Genomic DNA, 21,571 nt, shown 5'->3' on the forward strand with positions numbered 1-21,571 from the left:
GTATGGCAAGAGATACATCGAAATTAAATGGAGTACAAAAAGCAGCTATATTGTTTATAACACTTGGGCCAGAAGCCTCATCAGCAATTTTAAAGAAGCTTCCAGAACCGGAAATACAAAAAATAACATATGAAATTGCTAATATATCATCTGTTACTTCTGAACAAAGACAGATTATTCTAGATGAATTTTTAGAGATGAATAAGGCTAGGGATTATATTATAGAAGGTGGAATAGAATATGCAAGAACCTTATTATCTAAGGCTTTAGGTACGCAAAGAGCAAATGAAATTTTAAGTAAAGTTACAGAAGCAACTCAGCAGTACAGACCATTTTCTATTGCAAGAAAGGCGGATGCTCATCAATTATTAAATGTAATTAGTTATGAACATCCACAAACAATAGCTTTAATATTATGTTATCTTCAACCAGATAAGGCTGCACAAGTTTTAGCTGAATTGCCTGAAGATACGCAAAGTGAAGTTGCTTATAGAATAGCAACAATGAGTAATACTTCTCCAATGGTTATTAAAGAAATTGAAAAAGTGCTTGAAAGTAAATTAAGTACTGTTGTTAGAAGTGAAATGACTTCACTTGGTGGAGTTGAAACTTTAGTAGATATTTTAAATCAAGTTGATAGAACAACAGAAAAGAATATTACTGAAAGCTTAGAAAGAGAAGATGCAGAACTTGCGGATATTGTTAAAAGCTCAATGTTTGTATTTGAAGATATCATTACTCTTGATGATGTATCTATTCAAAGAATTCTTAGAGAAGTTGATGGAAAAGAACTTGCTCTTGCGCTTAAGGGATGTTCAGATGAGGTGGCAAATGCTGTATATAGAAATCAATCTAAGAGAGCAGCAGCGGCACTTAAGGAAGATATGGAATTCTTAGGACCGGTTAGACTTATGGATGTTGAAAAGGCACAACAAAAAATCGTTTCAATAATTAGAAGATTAGATGATGCTCAAGAAATAATAATTTCAAGAGGTGGAGAAGATGCAATTATCTTATAATCTTATAAAAAGTAATTCAGCATTAGAAGTTTCAAAGAAAAAGATAGAAACTAATTATATAAGCAGAGAAGAAACTTTAGAAGAAAATAAAGAACAAGATATAAAATCTATTGAAGCAGAAATTAGAAAAAGTTATGAGAGCTTAGGAGCAAGCATTTTAAAAAAAGCTAAAAGAGAAGCTGAAGAATTACTTATGGAAAGTAGAAAAACAGCTATTAAAATAGAAAAAACTTCCTATGAAGAAGGATATGCACAAGGAAAAGAAAATGGCTTTGAAGATGGATACCAAGAGGGACTGCAAAAGGCTAAGTTAGAAACAGAAGAAGAAGTAAAGAGATATATAAAAAAGTCAGAAAAAATATTAGAATCTGCAAATAGTAAATTAAAAGAATATTTGAAGCTTAAAGAAAAAGATATTATAAATATAGCTTTCGAAATGGCAGCTATAATAGCTAGAAAAGAATTGCAGAAATCTGAAGGCATATTACCTTTATTAGAAGATATTTTAAATGAAGCCAAGGCTGAAGAGAATATAATAATAAAATGCAATACAGCACATGTAAAAGCAATTGAAGATAAAGTAGATTACTATAAAAAAGCATATGCCATAAAAGGAGAAATATTTATAATTGAAGATCCTTTAATGGAGAGTGGAAATGCTATAGTTGAGAAAAGTACAGGCAAAGCTATTATTGGATTAGATATTGGCTTAGAAAAGCTTCAAGAAGCTTTATTTAAGTAATAAGTAGGTGAAAATATGATAAATGTAGATTTTGATTTATTAAATAAAAGAATTAAAAAAGTAAATACTTATTATTTAGAAGGAACAGTTAAACAAGTAATAGGGTTAACAATAGAAGTTCAAGGAGTTAAGGCTTTTGTTGGAGAACTTTGTACCATATATAATCAAGAAAACCAACCAATTAAATGTGAAGTAGTTGGGTTTAGAGAAGATGCAGTACTTTTAATGCCACTAGGAGAACTTATAGGAATATCACCAGGATGTAGAGTAGTTCCAGAAAGAAGACCTTTAGAGGTAAGGTGTTCAGATGATTTGTTAGGTAAAATACTTGATGGATTGGGTAATCCACTTCAAGGAGATGAAATTATTCAAGGGGAAGGATATCCTCTTGAAAATCAACCTCCAGATCCATTAACAAGAAGGAGAATAACAGAAATCCTTCCAACTGGAGTAAGGGCAATAGATGGATTTTTAACTGTTGGTGAAGGACAGAGAATTGGTATCTTTGCTGGATCAGGTGTTGGAAAAAGTACTACACTTGGAATGATAGCAAGGGAAGCAGAAGCAGATATTAATGTGATTTCTTTAATTGGAGAAAGAGGAAGAGAAGTTTTAGAGTTTATAGAAAAGGATCTAGGTCCGGAAGGTATGAAAAAATCTATTGTTGTATGTGCCACATCAGATAAGCCAGCTTTAATAAGAATTAAAGGGGCATTAACGGCAACGGCAATAGCAGAATACTTTAGAGATAAAGGTAAGAAAGTTATATTGATGATGGATTCAGTAACTAGATTTGCAATGGCACAAAGAGAAGTAGGGTTAGCCATAGGAGAGCCACCAGCTCAAAAGGGATATACACCATCTGTATTTGCTAAATTACCTAAACTTATGGAAAGGCCAGGTACATCTGACAAAGGATCTATAACAGCTTTTTATACAGTTTTAGTTGACGGAGATGATTTTAATGAGCCAATTGCAGATGCTGTAAGAGGTATATTAGATGGACATATAGTTTTGTCAAGAGATTTAGCACATAAAAATCATTATCCTGCAATAGATATTTTGAATAGTATTAGTAGACTTATGCCTAGTATTGCTACAGATATTCATAAGGAAGCTTCATCTATGGGAAGAGATTTACTTGCAACTTATAAAGATGCTGAGGATTTAATAAATTTAGGTGCTTATGTAAAGGGAAGTAATAAGAAGATAGACTTATCAATTCAATATAATGATAGATTAAACAGCTATTTAAAACAAGGAATTGAAGAAAAATCTGATTTTAACACTTCTTTAGATAAGCTAATTTCTATATTTAGAAATTAAAAGGAAGGCTCAAAATGTCAGGAAATTTTAAATTTAGGTTAGAAAAGCTTCTTGAAATAAGAACAGAAAAAGAAGAAGAGAGTAAAAGATTATTTAATAAGACTGAAATAGAAAAACAAAAGACCGAAGAAAAATTAAACAATCTTAAATTTAATTATGAAAAATATAATGGAATAAATAAAGGTGAAAGTATTGTCTATCAAAAAATTAAAAGAAATTATTTATTTGCTTTAGATAAAGGAATTACAGAAACTGAAAAAGATTTAACTATAAAGTTAAAGGAACTTGATATAAGAAGAGAAGATTTACTAAATAAGCAAATAGAAAGAAAAACTGTTGATATATTAAAAGAAAGAAAGTCATTAGAATTTTATAAGGAAGAAGAGAGAAAAGATCAAATATTTAATGATGAGCTTGCTTTATATGCATATATGAGAAAGCATTGAAAGGAGGTGAGTAAAGAGTGCTAAATACAAAAATTGTAATTGATTTAGACAAGAAGTTGAATAATATAAAGATTAGCTCAAAGAAAGAAGTATTTAAAAAAGAAGTATCAAAAAATGATACTGAAGTAAAAACAGATTTTAAAGATTATCTTAGCAAGGAAGTTAAGAGTGATACTTCAAGAGATTCAATAAATAGTACATACGTACAAAAAGATGATAAAGCTTTTATTAGTAATGAAGAAATTTCTCAAAGTCAAAATGAAATAGAAGATATTCTATCAGAAGTATCTAATAATTTAGAAGAACTAATTGATAACGAGTATTTCCTAGGAAATGAATCTGATATTGATGCTTTAAGTGAAATATTAATATTATTATCTAGCTTTTTAAATAAGAATCTAGGTAATGAAGATTTGAGTAACGAAGTCTTAAATGATAGTTATAATAACTTTATTAGTTTAAATGATTCTGATTTGAATAATATACAAAATTTATTTTTAACATTATTTAATTCAAAAGATGATACAAAAACAGAAAATAATTTATCAAAATTAGAGTTACTAAGAACTAATAGCTCAGATGATATAGATATTAAGGGATTGTTAAAAGACGTAAAAAAATTAACTGATAATATTTTAGAAGATATAAACTTAAATCTTTCTGATACTAATACTATAGATGATTATAAAAATGAATTATCAAATAAAATCATTTCTTTATTAGAATCATTACCAAATGAATCTATAAAAAGTATATATTCTAATATTAAAGATAAGAACAAGCTTAAAATATTAAGTACTTTATTATTACAAAAAGTGAGTAATGAAGATAATAGTATAGAAAAAAGTACTAGTGATTCAAGGATAGCTGTAAATGATGACTTTGTAGATAATAACTTTACTTCATTATATAAAGATATAACGAAAGAAAAAAATTTTAATGATAATAATTCATTAAAACAAAATTCTTTAGATGAAAATAATGACGAAGATATAATACTTTCGAAGATAATAGATAGTGATAATAAAGGTTCATTTTCAAAAGTATTAACTTATTATGATAAGTTTAATAAAAATAGTGTGGAAACAATAAAAGAACCAGTTACTGTAAATAGACAAACATTAGATTTAGACATAATAAAAAATGTTAAGTTTATGATGAAAAATTCTGTGCAAGAATTAAAAGTAAAAGTTTATCCTAAGGAATTAGGTGAAATGACTATAAAAATTCTTTCAGAAGAAGGAATAATGAGAGCAGAAATTAAGGCAACTTCTAAAGAAACATATAATTTATTAAATTCTAATTTAAATGATATAAAGAAGAACTTAGTAGATCAAAATATAAAAATTCAAGAAGTAAATATAGGAATATATAATGAAGACACTACTTTCTTTAGTGGAAAAGAAAATTCATCAGATAATTTTAGAAATCAAAAAAGTAATGAAAACAGTAATAATTCTATATTTATTGAGGATGAAGAAGTTAAAGAGGATTTACTTAATGAAAGCAATGTAAATTTATTGGCATAGGGGGATAAATAAGTGTCTAATGTTATAAATAGTTATACAGGAGCGAGAGCGACAGATAGAGGAACACAAATAGTTAAACCTGGACAAGATATGGATAAAAATGCATTTTTAACAATATTATCTGCAGAATTATCAAATATGGATCCAATGGGAAATAACGATTCTACTCAATATGTTACTCAAATGGCACAGTTTGCTTCAATGGAGCAAATGACAAATTTAAATACTACAATGTCTAGTTATGCACATAACTCAATGGTTGGCAAAGGTGTAACTTTAAAAAGTGTTGATAGTGAAGGCAAGCCTTACACTGGGATTGTAAAATCTGTAACATCAACATCAGCTAAAACTACAATTTCTGTAGAAGTTAATGAAAATGGAAATAATATTTATAAGGACTTTGATATAACAGATGTACTTACTGTTTTAGATGTTCCTGACTATTCACTACCATCAATTAATAATATAAATGGTAATATGTCATTTTTAGTTGCTTCTTCGTTTATAGGAAAGCATGTTGAATTAAGTGAGAAAGCTTCAAACGAAAATAATATTACTGGAGAAGTTTTAGGAGTATTAAAAGATCAAGGTATAGTTAAAGTAAGAGTTAAATTACATGATTCAGATGAAATACAAGAATTTACTTATGATAAGATAATTAAGGCTTCAAATAGTAAAGAAGAGATAAAATCAGAAGAAAATCAAGAGTAAGGTAAGTAAATTATTAAAGTAGGTGTTTTTTTTGAGCTTTAGAGTTATAAATGGAAAAGCTTATCCTGTAGGTAATTTTCAGTTGCAAAATGAAAGGGTAAATGAGAAAAATAATAACTACAAAAGTAAGTTTAATGATATTTTAAATGAAGCTATAAATAAAGATAGCAATGAATATACACTATCAAAGCATGCAGCAGAGAGATTGAAAGAAATCAATTTTACAGATGTAGATATGAACCAAATTGCAAAGGGCTTTAAAATGGCACAAGATAAAGGTTCTAAAAATTCTGTAATGATATATAAAGATGTAGCTTTAATAGCTAGTATAGAAAATAAAACTATAATAACAGCAATAGAAAAAGAAAGAGCTAAGGCAAATGTATTTACAAATGTAGATAGTGTTGTAATTTTATAAGCTGGACCTATTTTAGGAGGCTTAATTCTTGTTGAATGACAGATGCAAGAAAAAATAAATGGTTGGAGGTCAATTTATGTTAAGATCAATGTATTCCGGTATAAGCGGTATGAAGGTTAATCAAACTAAGTTAGATGTTATAGGAAATAATATATCAAATGTTGGTACTACATCATTTAAATCATCAAGAGCAAGATTTAGCGATATGCTAAGTCAAAATGTATCAGATGCTATGGCACCATCTAATAACCAAGGTGGAGTAAATGCTAGCCAAGTTGGACTTGGAGTTCAACTTGCAAGCATAGATTCTGTTATGACACAAGGGATGATGCAACCTACAGGAAGACAATTGGATGTTGCAATTGATGGTGATGGATTCTTTATGGTAAGTAAAGGACCAGCAATTTATGATGGAACTTTAGAAGTAAATCATAGAGCGGGCGCACATAATATAACATCACAGTCATTAAGCAATTCTGGAAGCGAAATAATGTATAGTAGAGATGGATCATTTATATTAGATGAACAAGGAAATTTATTAACAGGTGATGGATTTAGAGTTATGGGTTATTCTTTAACAAATGATGATAGTTCGCAAGAGGCAACAGGACAAGTTCCGAATGCAGTAAGTACTGCAGGATTAGATTTTAGATTTGGACCTGGATCACAATTAAATGGATTCAAAGTAGTTCTAGGATCTGTTGGACCAGGAACTGTTACATCAGCAAATGTTAATAAAGCAGAAAAACTTATAATAGTAAATGGAGATTTTTCTTCAACAGGAGCATTAACACCAGCTCAAGTAGAATCAGCAATAAATAAAGGATTATCATCAGCAGGAATATCACAACAAATGTTTGTTAGTGGAAAACCTATTACTTTTGAAGGGTTAGGCTCATCAGCTATTGTAGGTGGTACAGATGCATTAGCGCCTAAAGCTATTACAGTTGGAGGATTTACTATACAACTTAGCGAAGGTAGTGATTTAAATGGTTATAGCTTTGAAATTGGTGAAATATCGCCTAAAACTTTAGAGGTTAATGTTGAAAAAGGTAGAAAAAAAATTGTTATAAATGCTGATTTCTTAAATAAAGGATTTAACTCAGCAGATTTACAAGAGGAGTTAAATAATAAGCTTAAAGAAGCAGGAATTAAACAAGAAGCAAAAGTTACAGGAGCACCGGCTACTTTAGGAAATATAAGTGGCGCTTCAGATGCTTCTGGTAAAGTGGACAAAGCAGCTGAGTTAGTTAATGCAAAAGATGGAACAAAAACCAACTTGTCAGTTGGTGGATTTACATTTTCTAATCAAACTGATGGAGAACTTAATGATTACACAATTTCTATAGGAGAAAGTTCAGCGGGAACACCACTTACAGTAGTAGTTGAAAATGGAAATATAATAATTAATGGTGATTTTACTAAGGCAGATTCATTTACAAATACAGAATTAAAAACTAAATTAAATAGTGCATTAAAAGCAAATGGAGTTAAAACTCAATTAGATGTTGCAGGAAGTATAAAGTTAGCGGATATAACAAATAAAATTAAATTCCAAGATGGAGTTACAGCGTCCTCTCCAAAAGCATTAAACATAGCTGGATTAAATGTAGAACTTCCAGCAGGAATACTATTAAACAATTTAGAATTTGAAATTACTGATATTAATGAGCCAGCATTAAACGTAAAATATACTGAAGCAACAGGAGGAAATCCACCTAAATTAGTTATAACAGGAGATTTTACTAAGAAAGTTGCAGCAAGAGATTTAGAAGATAAAATAAATGAAGCTTTAGCTAAAGTTCATAAAATTGATTCGCCTAAAGTTAAAATATCAGGAACATCTAAACCTTACACTGGATTAACTTCAGATAATATTGAAGGTGGAGAAGTTGATAAGGCACCAGGGAAAATTGCAGTTGGTGGTATAGAACTAACATTTGATGCAGGAGCAGCACTTAATGGTTATAAGTTCCAAATAGGTGTAATAAGCCCTGGGACTAAGACATCAGCTACAATTGATGAAAAAGGAAAGACAATTACAATAAATGGTGATTTTGTAACTACGAATGCTATTACAGCTAAAAATATACAAGATGCTTTAACTAGAGCTTTAGAAGGAAAAGGGATAGCTCAAGGAATAGCTGCAACAGGAAAGCCAATAGAAATTGGCGGAGTTGTTTCAGAGGAAACAAATGGAGGAACTCCAATAGAAAGTATGAACTCAGATGGAAGTATTAATTTTGTAGATGCAACAAAAGATTTAAAATCATATGATGGAGAATTAAAAACTCTTAAGATTCCAGATAAGGTGAGAATACCAGGAACAGATATAGAGCTTAGAGTTAAAACTTATACTATAGATAAAAATGGTGTAATTAATGGAGTACTTGAAGATGGTAGGGTAGCTGCACTTGGACAATTAGCTATGGCAAGTTTTAAGAATCCAGAAGGTTTAACTAAGCTTGGAGGAAATCTTTATAGTTCATCAGTTAACTCAGGAGATGCAATTATAAAGAGTGGTGTTGGAACTTTAAATGATGATAATTCAAATGGTTATGGAGATAATCTTCAAGGAATGCTTGAAATGTCAAATGTAGACTTATCAGAACAATTTACAGATATGATAGTTTCAAGTAGAGCTTTCCAAGCAGCAGGGAAAATGATAACTACTGGAGATGAAATTCTTCAAGATATAATTAACTTAAAGAGATAATAAAACAAAATAGATTGCTCATGCTCAGTTGCTTCAATAAACTGAGCAAAGCATTCTAACTATATAAGTAAATTATGGAAAAGTATTTTATATCTATTAAAGTGAATTTACTATAGTGAAGAGGGGAATTAAATGATTAATGTAACAGCTATGAATAACAAAGAGTTTATTTTAAATGCCGATCATATAGAGAAAATAGAAGAGGTTCCTGAAACTTTAATAACATTAACTAATGGTAAAAAGTATATTGTGCTTGAAAGCGTAGAAGAGATAGTAGAAAAAGTAATTATATATAAAAATAAGATTGTTACTTATAGATTATAATGGGAGGCAATATTATATGAAAAAGTCAGACATATTAACCTCAGTTGGTTTAATATTAAGCATAGTATTAATGATTTATGGAATGCTTATTGGAAGTAGTCTTAAAATTTTCTGGGACGTAGCATCTGTAATAATAACTGTAGGAGGATCATTATCAGCTCTTTTAATAACATATTCATTAGAAGAAGTGAAAAATATGGGAAAGCTTTTCATACAAGCTTTTAAGGAAAATAAATCATCAGGAAAAGATATAATTATAAGGTTTGGAAGCCTTTCTAAAAAAGCTAGAAGAGAAGGACTATTATCTTTAGAAGATGATATTTCTGAAATGGAAGATCCTTTTATGAAGAAAGGATTACAAATGGTTGTAGATGGTATTGAACCAGAAACAATAAGAGAAATATTAGAATTAGAAATTGGAGAAATGGAAAATAGACATGAAAGAGGCGCAGGTATTTATGCTGCATGGGGGGCTTATGCCCCTGCATTTGGTATGCTAGGAACTTTAATTGGATTAATTCAAATGCTTGCAAATTTAACAGATGTAGCAAATATTGCATCTGGTATGGGAAAAGCATTAATAACTACATTCTATGGTTCACTTTTAGCAAATATTTTATGTAATCCTATTGCTTCTAATTTAAGGCAAAAGAGTGCAAAGGAAGCTGGAGAAAGAGAAATGATTTTAGAAGGAATACTTGCAATACAATCAGGTGTAAACCCAAGAATTGTAGAGGAAAAGCTAATAACATACTTACCTCCTAAGGAAAAATTAGAATATTTAAATAACAGCATTGAAAATGGAGAAGGAGTTGTTATTTAATGGCTAGAAAGAAAAAGAATAAAGCTGAAGGCTTAAGAGGCGATGAATGGATGGCAACTTATGCTGATACTGTAACTTTATTGCTTACTTTTTTTGTTTTGTTATATTCAATGGCAACTGTAGATGCGGAAAAAACTAAAAGTATATCTAATGCTTTTACTTCAATGATGAGTGGACAAAATGGTGATAGCATAATGGAATATAACATGTATAATGGGGAAGTACCTTTAATTGGAGGAGAAACTGAAGATAATATAGAAGGTGGAGAATCATTAACAGAACAAGAAAAAATGTATAAGAATGTTAAAGAATTTGTTAATGAAAATAATTTAGGATCTGTTGTAGATATTATTGATAATAAAAGAGGAGTAATAATACAACTAAGAGATAATGTATTGTTTGAAACTTCAAGTTCTGATTTAAGGGAAGAAAGTAAGGAAGTACTTAACAAAATCAATTCACTTATAGCATCTATAGATAATCAAATATTAGTTGAAGGTCATACAGATAATAGACCCATAAATACAAGTAGATTTCCATCAAACTGGGAATTGTCTGCTGATAGAGCAGTCAATGTAGTTAAATATTTTATAGAAGTAATGGGACAAGATCCTTCAAGATTTAGTGCAGCAGGATATGGAGAGTACCATCCGGTAGCACCTAATGATACTTATGAAAATATGGCTAAAAATAGAAGAGTTGATATTTTAATTGTGACAACTGAAAAGGAGGAAGAATAAGATGGCTGAAAGTAAGCAAGAAAAGAAAAAGGGTAGTAAATTAATTATAATTATTGCTATTCTAGCAATTTTGGGTGGTGGAACATTTGGGGGAGTATATTACTTTATGAATAAAAATAATGCCTCACAGCCAGTTGTTATAGAAGAAGCTTTTTTTGAAGTTGGAGAAATATTTGTTAATTTAAGTGATGAAGGATCAAAGAGATATGTAAAGCTTAACCTTTCAATAAGTTATGATAAAAACAATAAAGATTTAGCTAAAGAAATAGAAGATAAAAAAGTTGTACTTAGAGATGTGGCTATATTTTATGTAAAGTCTTGTAAAGCTAGTAGTTTTGAACCAGCAAATGAAGCTGTATTAAAAGGTGATATGATTACTAGGATGAATCAAAAATTGAAATCAGGATTGATAAAAGATGTATATATAAGCGATATTATAGTACAATAGAAGGAAGTAGAATTAAAAGATGGATTTAATATTTATGATAATTAAGTTAATATTTGCTCTTGTAGTAGTACTAGGACTTATGTATTTAGTATTTAAAATAAGCGGAAATAGACTTAATAAAATTAATGAAGGAAAATATATAAAAGTATTAGAAAAAGTTCAAATATCTAAAGATACCTCAATAGTAGTAGTAAAGATTGGGAAAAAGGGATACATAATGAGTTCATCTAATAATAATACTGAAAAAATAGATGAAATATCTGAAGAGGAGATATTGCTTTTGGAAGAGGAGAAAAGAATAGAAAAAGAAAAAATTAATCAGCAATATGAAGTAGCTATTAAGGGTTTAAAATCCAAAGTAAATAAACTTAGGAATAAATATAACTAAAAGGAAGATTTGTATGAGTAAAAAAAATAAATATTTATTTATAATGCTAATAGCATTAGCTTTAATATTCACCTTTGATAAAAGTGTAAGTGCTGAACCTATAAATATACCAAACGTTAATATTTCGGTAGGTGGTGAATCAACTTCTCCTCAAAACTATGTTGATAATATTAAATTATTAATAATATTAACTATTTTAACATTATTGCCTTCAATAATAATAATGATGACATCTTTTACAAGAATAATAGTTGTATTTTCATTTTTAAAAAGTGCATTAGGAGCACAACAATCTATACCAAATCAAATACTTATTGGACTAGCATTATTTTTAACTATATTCATAATGCAACCAGTATATAGTGAGATAAATAATAATGCATTTAAGCCTTTTATGGAAAATACAATAACGCAAGATGAAGCTATGGAGGCTGGAAGCAAGCCTTTAAGGGAGTTTATGTTAAAGCAAACAAGACAAAAAGATTTAGAATTATTTATTGAAACATCAAAATTAGATAAAGAAGAAATAACAAGAGATAATATTCCATTAACTGTTGTTATACCAGCTTTTGCAATAAGTGAATTAAAAACAGCCTTTCAAATAGGATTCTTACTATTCTTACCTTTCTTAATAATAGATATGGTTGTAGCAAGTGTTCTTATGTCTATGGGGATGTTTATGGTTCCACCTGTTATGGTAGCATTACCATTTAAATTATTGTTATTTGTAATGGTAGATGGTTGGTATTTAATGGTTAAATCATTGATAATGAGCTTTGGAGGGTAGGTGATATGTATGAGTGAAAATTTAATAATAGGAATTGTTAGAGATGCATTATACACGTCATTAAAGGTAGCAGGTCCTATATTAATAGTATCAATTTTAATTGGATTAATAATAAGTATTTTTCAAGCAACCACTCAAATACAAGAACAAACATTAACCTTTGTTCCAAAACTTATAGGAATTGCAGCTGTAGGACTAATGTTATCAAGCTTTATGTTACATACACTAGTATCTTTTACAGAAAGAATATTTGAACTTATTATTAAAATATCTACTTAGGGGGTAGGTAAAGTATGATAGATACAGCCTACTTTTTAGCCTTGTTTTTTATATTTTTAAGAGTTACAGCTTTTTTTGCTATAACAAATATATTTTTTCCAAATGGAACACCGAAAACATTAAAAGCTATGTTTTCATTAATATTTTCCTTCGCATTACTTGGAGGAATAGATTATTCAAATATAAATTCAATAACTAGCAATTATTATTTAATTATTTATATGATTTCAGAAGTTACCACTGGATTGGTTCTTGGATTAATTTCTAATATTGCTTTTGAAGTAGTACTTATGGCAGGGAGTTTAATAGATGTACATATAGGATTGAGTATGGTTAATACAATAGATCCAAACAGTAAAACAAGTACGACTATAAGTGGTAATTTACTTCATTATGTAGCATTAATGATTTTCTTTGTAGTAGATGGACATCATATGCTTATTAAATCGCTTATAGAAAGCTTTATAATACTACCGATGGGTAAAAGTTTAATGTATACAGATACAATGATGGTACTTATAGAAGTTATAGCAAAGTATTTTGTAATAGGATTGAAAATTGCAATACCAATAGTATTGATAATTATATTAACTGATCTTTGTATGGGACTTATTTCAAGGGCTGTCCCACAAATAAATGTAATGATACTTGGTATGCCAGTTAAAATGTTGGTTGGAATATTAGCAATATCAGTATCACTACCAATTATAATAAAGTTATTTGTTATTAGTATAAGTTACTTACCAGATATATTTAGAAAAATAATGACAACTGTTCCTCTAGTTTTCTTAATTGGAGCAGATGAAAAAACAGAAGAAGCTACTCCAAAGAAAAAAAGTGATTCTAGAAAAAAAGGACAAATAGCTAGAAGTAAGGATGTTGGACTTGCAATTACAATGATAGCTACTGTATTAGTTGTTGTTGCATTAAGTGGGTTTATAGTGTCTTCACTGAAGGATAATGTAGTTTATTTTCTAGGAGATATGGGTTCGATGGAAGTGACTGAAAATAGTATAAAGGGAATAAACACTCTTATTATAAGCAAGGCAGCAATGGTAATAATGCCTGTTATTTTGCCTATAATGATAGCTGGAGTTGCTGCAAGTTTAGTTCAATCTGGATTTTTAGTTGTGAAAGATGCTATAAAGCCTTCATTTGGGAAGTTAAATCCGATTAATGGATTTAAAAATATGTTTTCTAAAAAATCACTAGTTGAGCTAATAAAAAATTTAATTCTTATTGCAATAGTAATTTTTATAGCGTATTCATATATAAGAGATAACTTTGATAAAATAATGCAAATTGGAAATTTATATTTACCTACTTTAGGAATTGAAGTTAAATCTTTAATAGTAGGTATATTTGTGAAGATATGTATATTATTAGTTGTAATTGCAATTATAGATTATGTTGTTCAATATATGCTTTTTCAAAAGGATATTAGGATGACTAAGCAAGAAATTAAGGAAGAATACAAACAAATGGAGGGAGATCCTCAAATTAAATCTAAAATAAAGCAAAGGCAGAGGGAAATGTCACAAAGAAGAATGATGCAATCAGTTGGAGATGCAACAGTTGTGATTACGAATCCTACTCATTTAGCTGTTGCAATTAAATATGAAGAAGGGAAGACTGAAGCTCCTAAGGTTGTGGCTAAGGGAGCAGATACTATAGCAATAAAGATTAAAGAAAAAGCTATTGAGTCTAAAGTTCCAATAATAGAAAACAAGCCTTTAGCAAGAATGATATTTGAATCAGTAGAAATTGATAAAGAAATTCCACAAGATATGTATCAAGCTGTAGCAGAAGTTTTAGCTATGGTATATAAATTAGATAAGGAAAAAAGACGTACTAGATAATAAAGGATGGGATAAGGTTGCTTATAAATAATAAAATTAATTTAAAGAAAAATACAGACGTATTAGTAGCCTTTGGTGTATTAGGTATTGTCCTTATGATAATAATACCTCTACCACCGCTAATGTTAGATATTTTATTAGCATTTAATATTACACTGTCAGCTGTAATTATAATGATAACTATGTTTACTACAAATGTATTACAATTATCAGTGTTTCCAACACTATTACTTGTAACAACACTTTTCAGATTAGGTCTTAATATTTCATCTACAAGACTTATACTAAGTGAAGGTGATGCAGGAAGCATAATTGAAGCCTTTGGAGAGTTTGTTATAGGTGGAAATTATGTTGTTGGTATAATAATATTCTTAATTATAGTAATTATACAATTCGTAGTAATAACTAACGGTGCAGGAAGAGTTTCAGAAGTATCAGCAAGATTTACTCTAGATGCTATGCCAGGTAAGCAAATGAGTATAGATGCTGATTTAAATGCTGGAATAATCGATGAAGTAACGGCAAGGAAAAGAAGACAAGATTTGCAATCAGAAGCAGACTTTTATGGAGCTATGGATGGTGCGTCTAAGTTTGTAAAAGGAGATGCTATAGCAGGAATAATAATAACTATAATTAATATAGTAGCAGGCATTGTTATTGGAGTAATGAATGGCATGAGTTTTGCACAAGCTGGAGAATTATATACAAGACTTACGATTGGAGATGGGCTAGTTAGCCAAATACCAGCATTATTAATATCTACAGCATCAGGTATATTGGTAACTAGATCAGGATCTTCTGATAACTTTGGTAAAACCTTTAGTAAACAACTTACTGCATTCCCTGTTGCACTTGGAATAGTTTCTGCAGTAATGTTCTTTTTAGCTTTAATACCAGGCATGCCAAAGCTTCCATTTTTATTAGCTGCTGTCACAGGAAGTGTTGCTACATACCTTTTAATAAAAGAAGATCAGAAAAATCAAGAAGCTGAGCTTGCAAAAGTAGAGGAAGAGTATACAGAAATGGAAAGAAAAGAACCAGAAAATGTAATGAGTTTAATTTCTGTAGAACCTATGGAAGTAGAAATAGGTTATGGATTAATTCCTTTAGCTGATGAGTCAACAGGAGGAGATTTACTTCAAAGAATTGCTTCAGTTAGAAGGCAGTGTGCAATTGAAATGGGAGTTGTTGTACAACCTATTAGAATAAGAGATAATCTTCAATTAAAAACAAATGAATATGTAATAAAAATAAGAGGCACTGTTATAGCATCATCAGAGCTTATGGCAAATATGTTACTTTGTATGGATCCATCTGGAGATAATTCTCAAATAGCAGGAATAAGAACTATTGAGCCTACATTTAATTTGCCAGCAGTATGGATAAATAAAGATCAAAGAGAAGAAGCTGAAATAAAAGGTTTAACAGTTGTAGATCCAACTACAGTTATGGTTACACATTTAACTGAAACTATAAAGGCACATTCTTATGAATTACTTGGTAGACAAGAAGTTCAATTAATAGTAGACAATACTAGAGAAAAATATAGTACGGTAGTAGAAGAGCTTATTCCAGATTTAATGACAATAGGGGAACTTCAAAAAGTATTGCAAAACTTATTAAGAGAAAAGGTTCCAATAAAAGATATGGTAACAATAATGGAATCTTTAGCAGATAATTCAAGACTTACAAAGGATTTAGAACTTTTAACAGAGTATGTTAGATTTGCTTTAGCAAGAACTATTTGTAACCAAGTAATAGATGAGGATAGGAGTATAACAGTAGTTACTTTATCCCCGCAAATAGAGGAAATAATAGCTGCCAATACCCAAAAGTCTATGCAAGGATCATTCCCAGCCGTTGATCCAGATACAACTACTAGAATACTTGATTGTGTAAGAGACACTCTCGATAGAATATATTTTTACAATAATCAACCTGTTATATTAGTATCACCTAATATAAGGCCTGTATTTAGAAGGCTTATAGAAATGGTATTTCCGCATGTGATGGTTATATCATTAAATGAAATTCCAAATGATGTAGAAATAAGAACTGAAGGAGTTGTATCATTGTAATGTTAATAAAAAAATACTTAGTTAAAAATATGAATGAAGCTCTTACTAGAATAAGATATGAGTTAGGTAAAGATGCTATTATAATTAGCCAAAGAAAAGTGAGAGAGTCTGGTATTAAGGGGTATTTTAAACCTAAATTAATTGAAGTAACAGCAGCCTTGGAAAATAACAAGATAGAGAAAAAGAATAAATTTAATGTAGAAAATAAAAATGAAATAGACTTTAAGGATTCACTAGATAGTATTAAAAAGATAATAGATGATAGGAAGGACAGCAAGTTTGATAAATCTCAACAGCTTAATAAAGAAATTAACTTAACAAATACAGATAATATAAAAGAAGAAGTAAAAGAAATAAAAGATTTGTTAAATAGAGTTATTAAAAATACTAACAAAGAAGAAGAAAAAGATATAGTATTAGAATATTTAAAAGATATTGATATTGATGATGAATTAATAAAAGAAGTATTAACTGATAAATATGATAATATAGATGAATTTAAAACATACTTTAAGGAATTATTAGAAAATGAAATTCAAGTTTGTACTGAAAGCTTAAGTGGTAAAGTAGTTTTAGTAGGACCAACTGGAGTTGGAAAAACTACAACTATAGCTAAGCTTGCAGGAAGGTTAGCATTAATAGAAAAAAAGAAGGTTGGTTTAATTACAATAGATACATATAGGATTGGTGCTGTAGAACAATTAAAAACTTATGCAGAAATTATGAATATTCCATTTAAAGTAGTTATAACTTTAAAAGAAATGGAAAATGCAGTTAGTGAGTTAGAAGATTGTGATGTAATATTAATTGATACAACTGGAAGAAGCAGTAAAAATACTATGCAAATATCAGAACTTAGAGCCTTTACGCAAAAAGTAAATGCAGATCATATAGCATTGGTGATAAGTGGAACAACTAAAAATAGAGATATACAAACTATAATAAATGGATATAGTGAAATTGGCTATGAAAAAATTATAATAACAAAGCTTGATGAAACTAGCTCATATGGATGTATATACAATATTATAAAGAAAGCGCAAAAGCCTATAGCATATATTACTACTGGTCAAAATGTTCCAGATGATATTAGGATCCCACTGAAAAGTGAGATTTCAAAACTTATTCTTGGGGAGGAAACTGTATGTTAGATCAAGCTGAAAGCTTAAGAAGACTAGCAAGAGGCGAAGTCCAAGATGAACAAAAAAGAAAGGCTAGAATTATTACAGTAACCTCTGGCAAGGGTGGGGTTGGAAAAAGTAACTTTGTAGTAAATCTAGCAATTACATTAGTACAAAAGGGAAAAAAGGTTTTAATCTTTGATGCAGATATAGGAATGGGAAACGATGATGTATTAATGGGAATATATACTAAAAATAGTGTTTTAGATTTAATTAATGGTAAATTAGCAATAGAAGATATTATTGTTAATGGACCAGAAGGGGTTAAGCTATTGCCAGGTGGAAGTGGACTTAATAATATAGAAGATCTTCAGCAAAATCAAAGGGATTTGTTTTTAAAAAAGATAGAAATGTTAGAGGGGTTTGATTACATTTTTATAGATACAGGAGCAGGAATAAGTAGGAGTGTTTTGGCTTTTATAGCATGTTCTGATGAAGTAATATTAGTGACTACTCCTGAGCCAACATCATTAACTGATGGATATAGTCTATTAAAAGCAGTAGATCATTTCAAAATAAAAGATAAAGCAAGCATAGTGGTTAATAAGATTTTAGAAAAAAAAGAGGGAGATCAAACTTTTTCAAAATTTAAAATGGCAGTTAATAGGTTTTTAAAGTTAGATGTAAACTTTTTAGGAGTAGTATATGAAGATCGAAAGCTTATAATGTCTGTAAGGGAGCAGCTTCCATTTGTAATAGGATATCCAAGTTGTGATGCAGCTAAATGTATAAAAACTATATCAGAAAAAATTATAGGCGAAAAAAAGGAAACTATGGGGGTAGGAGCTCAAGGGTTATTTAAAAGATTATTTAATATTTTTTCTTAGGGGGTTAGTCATGGCAAAATTAGAACTTGGTATAAATTGTAGAGTAGATGTTTTATGGGAAGAGAATATGTATAAATCTTCAATTCAGGATATAAAGGATGATGAAATACTAATAAGTATTCCGGTATGTGATGGAATTTATTTAACATTAAAAGATGGAAGTGAAATAGAGCAAATTTTTTATGATGATAAAGGAAATGTATTTGGATATAAGAATAAGGTTTTAGGTAGAATAACAGAAAAAGATATACCGTTTTATAGAATAAGTAAGCCTTATGATATAACAAGGATTCAAAGAAGAGATTATGTAAGGGTTAATGTTATACAAGTTATTAATTATATAAAGGAAGAAGAGTTAAAATCAAATATTAGCGGAGAAGAAAAATATGAGCATGCATTGCTTCTTGATTTAAGTGGTGGTGGTATGCGAATTAAGATAAAAGAAGAAATTAAAGTTTCAGATATTATAATTTCAAATTTAACATATGATAATGAAAAAATATCTGTAAGAGGAAAAGTAATAAGAGTTGATAAATCAGAAGATAAGAAATATATATGCGGTATAAATTTTGATGATATAGATAATGGAACAAGAGAAAAAATTATTAAAACGGTATTTACAATAATGAGAAAACAAAGAGAGCTTATTTAAGAGGAGGTCATTAATATGGAATGTCAAAGCCCTATAATTCATAAAGAACAAATAGTCGAAAAGTATATACCATTAGTTAAATATTTGGCTTCTAGAGTTATGCTCGGTAAAACTAAGTATATAGAATATGAGGATTTAGTGAGCTACGGAATTGTTGGGCTTTTAGATGCAATTAATAGATATGATTCAACTAAGGGAATGAAGTTTTCATCTTATGCAACTTTAAGAATAAAAGGAGCCATGATTGATGAAATAAGAAAATGTAGGCCAATTTCAAAAGGAGCTATGGATAAATTAGCTAAATATAATGAGTGTGTTGAAAAGCTTCAAAATAGATATATGAGAGAGCCAAGTTTACAAGAAATTGCACTGGAATTAAATATATCGGAGGAAGAGGTTTCTCAAGTTGAAAACTATATTAATTACATGTCTATAATATCTTTGGAATCTATAATTTATTCAGATGATGATGATGTAACTATAATGGAAACTTTAGAAGATAAAAATTCTATTTCTCCTGAAGAATCTTTAGAAGATAAAGAAAAATTAGAGATTCTTGCAGAAGCAATTGAAAAATTAAAAGATAAAGACAAGCTTATTTTAAATTTATATTATTATGAGAAGTTAACACTAAAAGAAATTGGACAAATATTAGAGGTTTCAGAATCGAGGGTTTGTCAGTTACATAGTAGAGCAATAAGAAATTTGAGAGCAGTAATGCAAAAAATTAATTATATATAAAAAGTAAATTATTTTGAACATAATAGGAGGGAAAAGGTTATGCTTCCTATATTAATAATTCTAATAGGAATTATACTTATAATTTTAAATATTAAGGCAATAAAAAAAGAAAACAAATCATTCGATAAAATATTGGAGCGAGAAGAATCCAATAATGATAAAGATTATGATTTGGAGATAATAGCTATACGAAAGGATTTAGCGGAAACAGTTTTAGACTTACAGAAAGAAATTGAGGAATTAAAAATTTCAATAAATAATATTAAGAGTTCTAAGATATCAGACGATAATAAAATAAATATAAAAAGTTTAAAAAAAGAAGATTCAGATAATAGTTTCCAAAAGGATTATCCTATTAATAATTTTAATGAAGATGTAATATCTGAAATAAATTTTTCGAATAATTTAAGTATTTCAAATGATAATTTAAAAAGCAATAAGTTAGAGAAAGTAAAATTACTTTTAGAAAATGGATTAACTGATGATAAAATATGTGAAGAGCTATCCATAGGAAAGGGGGAAGTACTATTAGTAAAAAGTTTATTAAAAAATTAACTATAATATTTGATTTCTTAACAGATAGAAAAATACTTATGGGAATAGGAATAGGTATGGTATTAACTTCGATTCTTATGTTTGGATATAGCTATAATAAAGAGATTTCTAGTGTCAAGATAGAAGAAAAGGCTAGAGGTCTTGGAATGCACTATGATGATGAATGTAAAGTACTATTTAAAGGGGATGAGAGCAATGATTAGAAGTCTATATACAGCTGTATCAGGATTAATATCACTAGAAAATAGGCAAAATAATATTACAAATAACATGAGTAATGCCAATACAACGGGTTTTAAAGGAGATAATTTATCAATAAAAAGTTTTGATGAAGTTATGATACAGAATAGAGATAAAGTAGTTAATGGCAATAATGTAGTACAAAAATTAGGAAGCATAAGCTTAGGGGCAGAAATAGATAGCGTTGATACTGCATTTACTCAAGGTCTTATAAAAAATACAGATAAGCAAACTGATTTTGCAATAGAAGGAAGAGGCTTTTTTGCGATACAAAGACAAACTAATAATGGTAATGAAGTAATATATACAAGAGATGGTAATTTTAAAGTTGGAAACGATGGATATTTAATAAATACTAATAGTGATAGGGTACTTGGAATGAATAAAAATACAGGTGCACTTGAGCCTATATTTGTTGGTGGAGATAAGTTTATTTTAGATCAAAATAATAATCTTTACATAGGAAATAGAGCTACTCATACTTTGGCAACTGCAGATTTTAATGATTATGGAAGTTTAGAAAAGATAGGAGATAACTATTTTAAAGGAGAAAATCCTATATATAATGCACAAGTATGGGTTACACAAGGAGCATTAGAAGGATCTAATGTAAATATTTCAAATGAAATGGTTAATATGATAACTACAATGAGAAATTTTGAAACTAATCAGAAAATAGTACAAACTATTGATGAAACTTTAGGAAAGGCTGCAAATGAAATAGGAGCAGTTAAATAGTAGG

Annotated in this window: 24 protein-coding genes and 1 pseudogene; all 25 read left to right on the top strand. The window is 29.1% G+C overall.

The genetic code is table 11. The annotated features are described in order from the left end of the window. The first annotated feature begins 2 nt into the window (after positions 1–2). The 25 genes and pseudogenes from fliG (at position 3) to CSBG_RS06465 (ending at position 21,567) form a co-directional block, all read left to right on the top strand. Entirely contained in the window at positions 3–1,019 is a 1,017-nt protein-coding gene (gene fliG / locus CSBG_RS06355) for a flagellar motor switch protein FliG (protein WP_008678045.1), read from the top strand. Next, positions 1,003–1,761: a FliH/SctL family protein gene (locus tag CSBG_RS06360; protein WP_008678046.1), complete on the top strand. Its 759-nt coding sequence runs from the start codon at positions 1,003–1,005 to the stop codon at positions 1,759–1,761. The genes fliG and CSBG_RS06360 overlap by 17 nt, the downstream gene beginning before the upstream one ends. A gap of 15 nt (positions 1,762–1,776) precedes the next feature. Further along, entirely contained in the window at positions 1,777–3,087 is a 1,311-nt protein-coding gene (fliI, locus tag CSBG_RS06365) for a flagellar protein export ATPase FliI (protein WP_008678048.1), read from the top strand. Between the two features lie 14 nt (positions 3,088–3,101). After that, positions 3,102–3,533 (top strand): flagellar export protein FliJ, encoded by a 432-nt coding sequence (gene fliJ / locus CSBG_RS06370; protein ID WP_008678049.1) that lies wholly within the window; start codon positions 3,102–3,104, stop codon positions 3,531–3,533. Positions 3,534–3,550: 17 nt separating this feature from the next. Next, positions 3,551–5,062: a flagellar hook-length control protein FliK gene (locus CSBG_RS06375; protein ID WP_008678051.1), complete on the top strand. Its 1,512-nt coding sequence runs from the start codon at positions 3,551–3,553 to the stop codon at positions 5,060–5,062. 12 nt (positions 5,063–5,074) lie between these two features. Further along, positions 5,075–5,773, top strand: a complete 699-nt coding sequence (locus CSBG_RS06380; RefSeq protein WP_008678054.1) for a flagellar hook capping FlgD N-terminal domain-containing protein — start codon at positions 5,075–5,077, stop codon at positions 5,771–5,773. Between the two features lie 31 nt (positions 5,774–5,804). Then, positions 5,805–6,191 carry a TIGR02530 family flagellar biosynthesis protein gene (locus CSBG_RS06385; RefSeq protein WP_008678056.1) on the top strand — a complete coding sequence of 129 codons (387 nt, stop codon included), beginning with the start codon at positions 5,805–5,807 and terminating at the stop codon, positions 6,189–6,191. Between the two features lie 88 nt (positions 6,192–6,279). Beyond that, positions 6,280–6,792 (top strand): annotated as a pseudogene (locus tag CSBG_RS18700) (flagellar hook-basal body complex protein); the annotation flags it as partial. 252 nt (positions 6,793–7,044) lie between these two features. Then, a complete protein-coding gene (locus tag CSBG_RS06390; RefSeq protein WP_242825286.1) occupies positions 7,045–8,907 on the top strand; it encodes a flagellar hook-basal body complex protein in 1,863 nt (620 codons plus the stop codon). A gap of 132 nt (positions 8,908–9,039) precedes the next feature. Continuing rightward, on the top strand, positions 9,040–9,231 hold the full coding sequence (locus tag CSBG_RS06395; RefSeq protein ID WP_008678059.1) for a flagellar FlbD family protein: 192 nt from the start codon (positions 9,040–9,042) through the stop codon (positions 9,229–9,231). Positions 9,232–9,247: 16 nt separating this feature from the next. Beyond that, positions 9,248–10,054, top strand: coding sequence for a motility protein A (locus CSBG_RS06400; RefSeq protein ID WP_008678061.1), 807 nt, complete (start codon positions 9,248–9,250; stop codon positions 10,052–10,054). After that, positions 10,054–10,794, top strand: a complete 741-nt coding sequence (locus CSBG_RS06405; protein ID WP_008678063.1) for an OmpA family protein — start codon at positions 10,054–10,056, stop codon at positions 10,792–10,794. Before CSBG_RS06400 ends, CSBG_RS06405 begins: the two co-directional genes overlap by 1 nt. Before the next feature lies 1 nt (position 10,795). Further along, on the top strand, positions 10,796–11,242 hold the full coding sequence (locus tag CSBG_RS06410) for a flagellar basal body-associated FliL family protein (RefSeq protein WP_008678065.1): 447 nt from the start codon (positions 10,796–10,798) through the stop codon (positions 11,240–11,242). Between the two features lie 19 nt (positions 11,243–11,261). Next, complete coding sequence (locus CSBG_RS06415; RefSeq protein ID WP_035285104.1) at positions 11,262–11,630, top strand: flagellar biosynthetic protein FliO; 369 nt, start codon at positions 11,262–11,264, stop codon at positions 11,628–11,630. A gap of 13 nt (positions 11,631–11,643) precedes the next feature. Further along, the gene (gene fliP, locus CSBG_RS06420; protein WP_008678069.1) at positions 11,644–12,417 is read left to right on the top strand and encodes a flagellar type III secretion system pore protein FliP; all 774 of its coding nucleotides are present in this window, start codon (positions 11,644–11,646) and stop codon (positions 12,415–12,417) included. Positions 12,418–12,426: 9 nt separating this feature from the next. Next, positions 12,427–12,696, top strand: a complete 270-nt coding sequence (gene fliQ / locus CSBG_RS06425) for a flagellar biosynthesis protein FliQ (protein WP_035285706.1) — start codon at positions 12,427–12,429, stop codon at positions 12,694–12,696. A gap of 14 nt (positions 12,697–12,710) precedes the next feature. Continuing rightward, positions 12,711–14,555, top strand: coding sequence for a fused FliR family export protein/FlhB family type III secretion system protein (locus CSBG_RS06430; protein WP_008678074.1), 1,845 nt, complete (start codon positions 12,711–12,713; stop codon positions 14,553–14,555). 17 nt (positions 14,556–14,572) lie between these two features. Further along, complete coding sequence (flhA, locus tag CSBG_RS06435) at positions 14,573–16,633, top strand: flagellar biosynthesis protein FlhA (protein WP_008678076.1); 2,061 nt, start codon at positions 14,573–14,575, stop codon at positions 16,631–16,633. Further along, on the top strand, positions 16,633–17,784 hold the full coding sequence (gene flhF, locus CSBG_RS06440; RefSeq protein ID WP_008678078.1) for a flagellar biosynthesis protein FlhF: 1,152 nt from the start codon (positions 16,633–16,635) through the stop codon (positions 17,782–17,784). Before flhA ends, flhF begins: the two co-directional genes overlap by 1 nt. Continuing rightward, on the top strand, positions 17,778–18,641 hold the full coding sequence (locus tag CSBG_RS06445; RefSeq protein WP_008678080.1) for a MinD/ParA family protein: 864 nt from the start codon (positions 17,778–17,780) through the stop codon (positions 18,639–18,641). Before flhF ends, CSBG_RS06445 begins: the two co-directional genes overlap by 7 nt. A 10-nt stretch (positions 18,642–18,651) precedes the next feature. Further along, a complete protein-coding gene (locus CSBG_RS06450; protein WP_008678082.1) occupies positions 18,652–19,293 on the top strand; it encodes a flagellar brake domain-containing protein in 642 nt (213 codons plus the stop codon). A 15-nt stretch (positions 19,294–19,308) separates the two neighbouring features. Next, entirely contained in the window at positions 19,309–20,034 is a 726-nt protein-coding gene (locus tag CSBG_RS06455; protein WP_008678084.1) for a FliA/WhiG family RNA polymerase sigma factor, read from the top strand. Positions 20,035–20,073: 39 nt separating this feature from the next. Next, on the top strand, positions 20,074–20,589 hold the full coding sequence (locus CSBG_RS06460) for a hypothetical protein (RefSeq protein ID WP_008678086.1): 516 nt from the start codon (positions 20,074–20,076) through the stop codon (positions 20,587–20,589). 38 nt (positions 20,590–20,627) lie between these two features. Continuing rightward, positions 20,628–20,792 (top strand): hypothetical protein, encoded by a 165-nt coding sequence (locus CSBG_RS18210; protein WP_156804377.1) that lies wholly within the window; start codon positions 20,628–20,630, stop codon positions 20,790–20,792. Beyond that, positions 20,785–21,567: a flagellar hook-basal body complex protein gene (locus CSBG_RS06465; RefSeq protein ID WP_035285105.1), complete on the top strand. Its 783-nt coding sequence runs from the start codon at positions 20,785–20,787 to the stop codon at positions 21,565–21,567. The genes CSBG_RS18210 and CSBG_RS06465 overlap by 8 nt, the downstream gene beginning before the upstream one ends. Positions 21,568–21,571: the final 4 nt, after the last annotated feature.

Source organism: Clostridium sp. 7_2_43FAA (assembly GCF_000158375.2).
Lineage (GTDB): Bacteria > Bacillota > Clostridia > Clostridiales > Clostridiaceae > Clostridium > Clostridium tertium.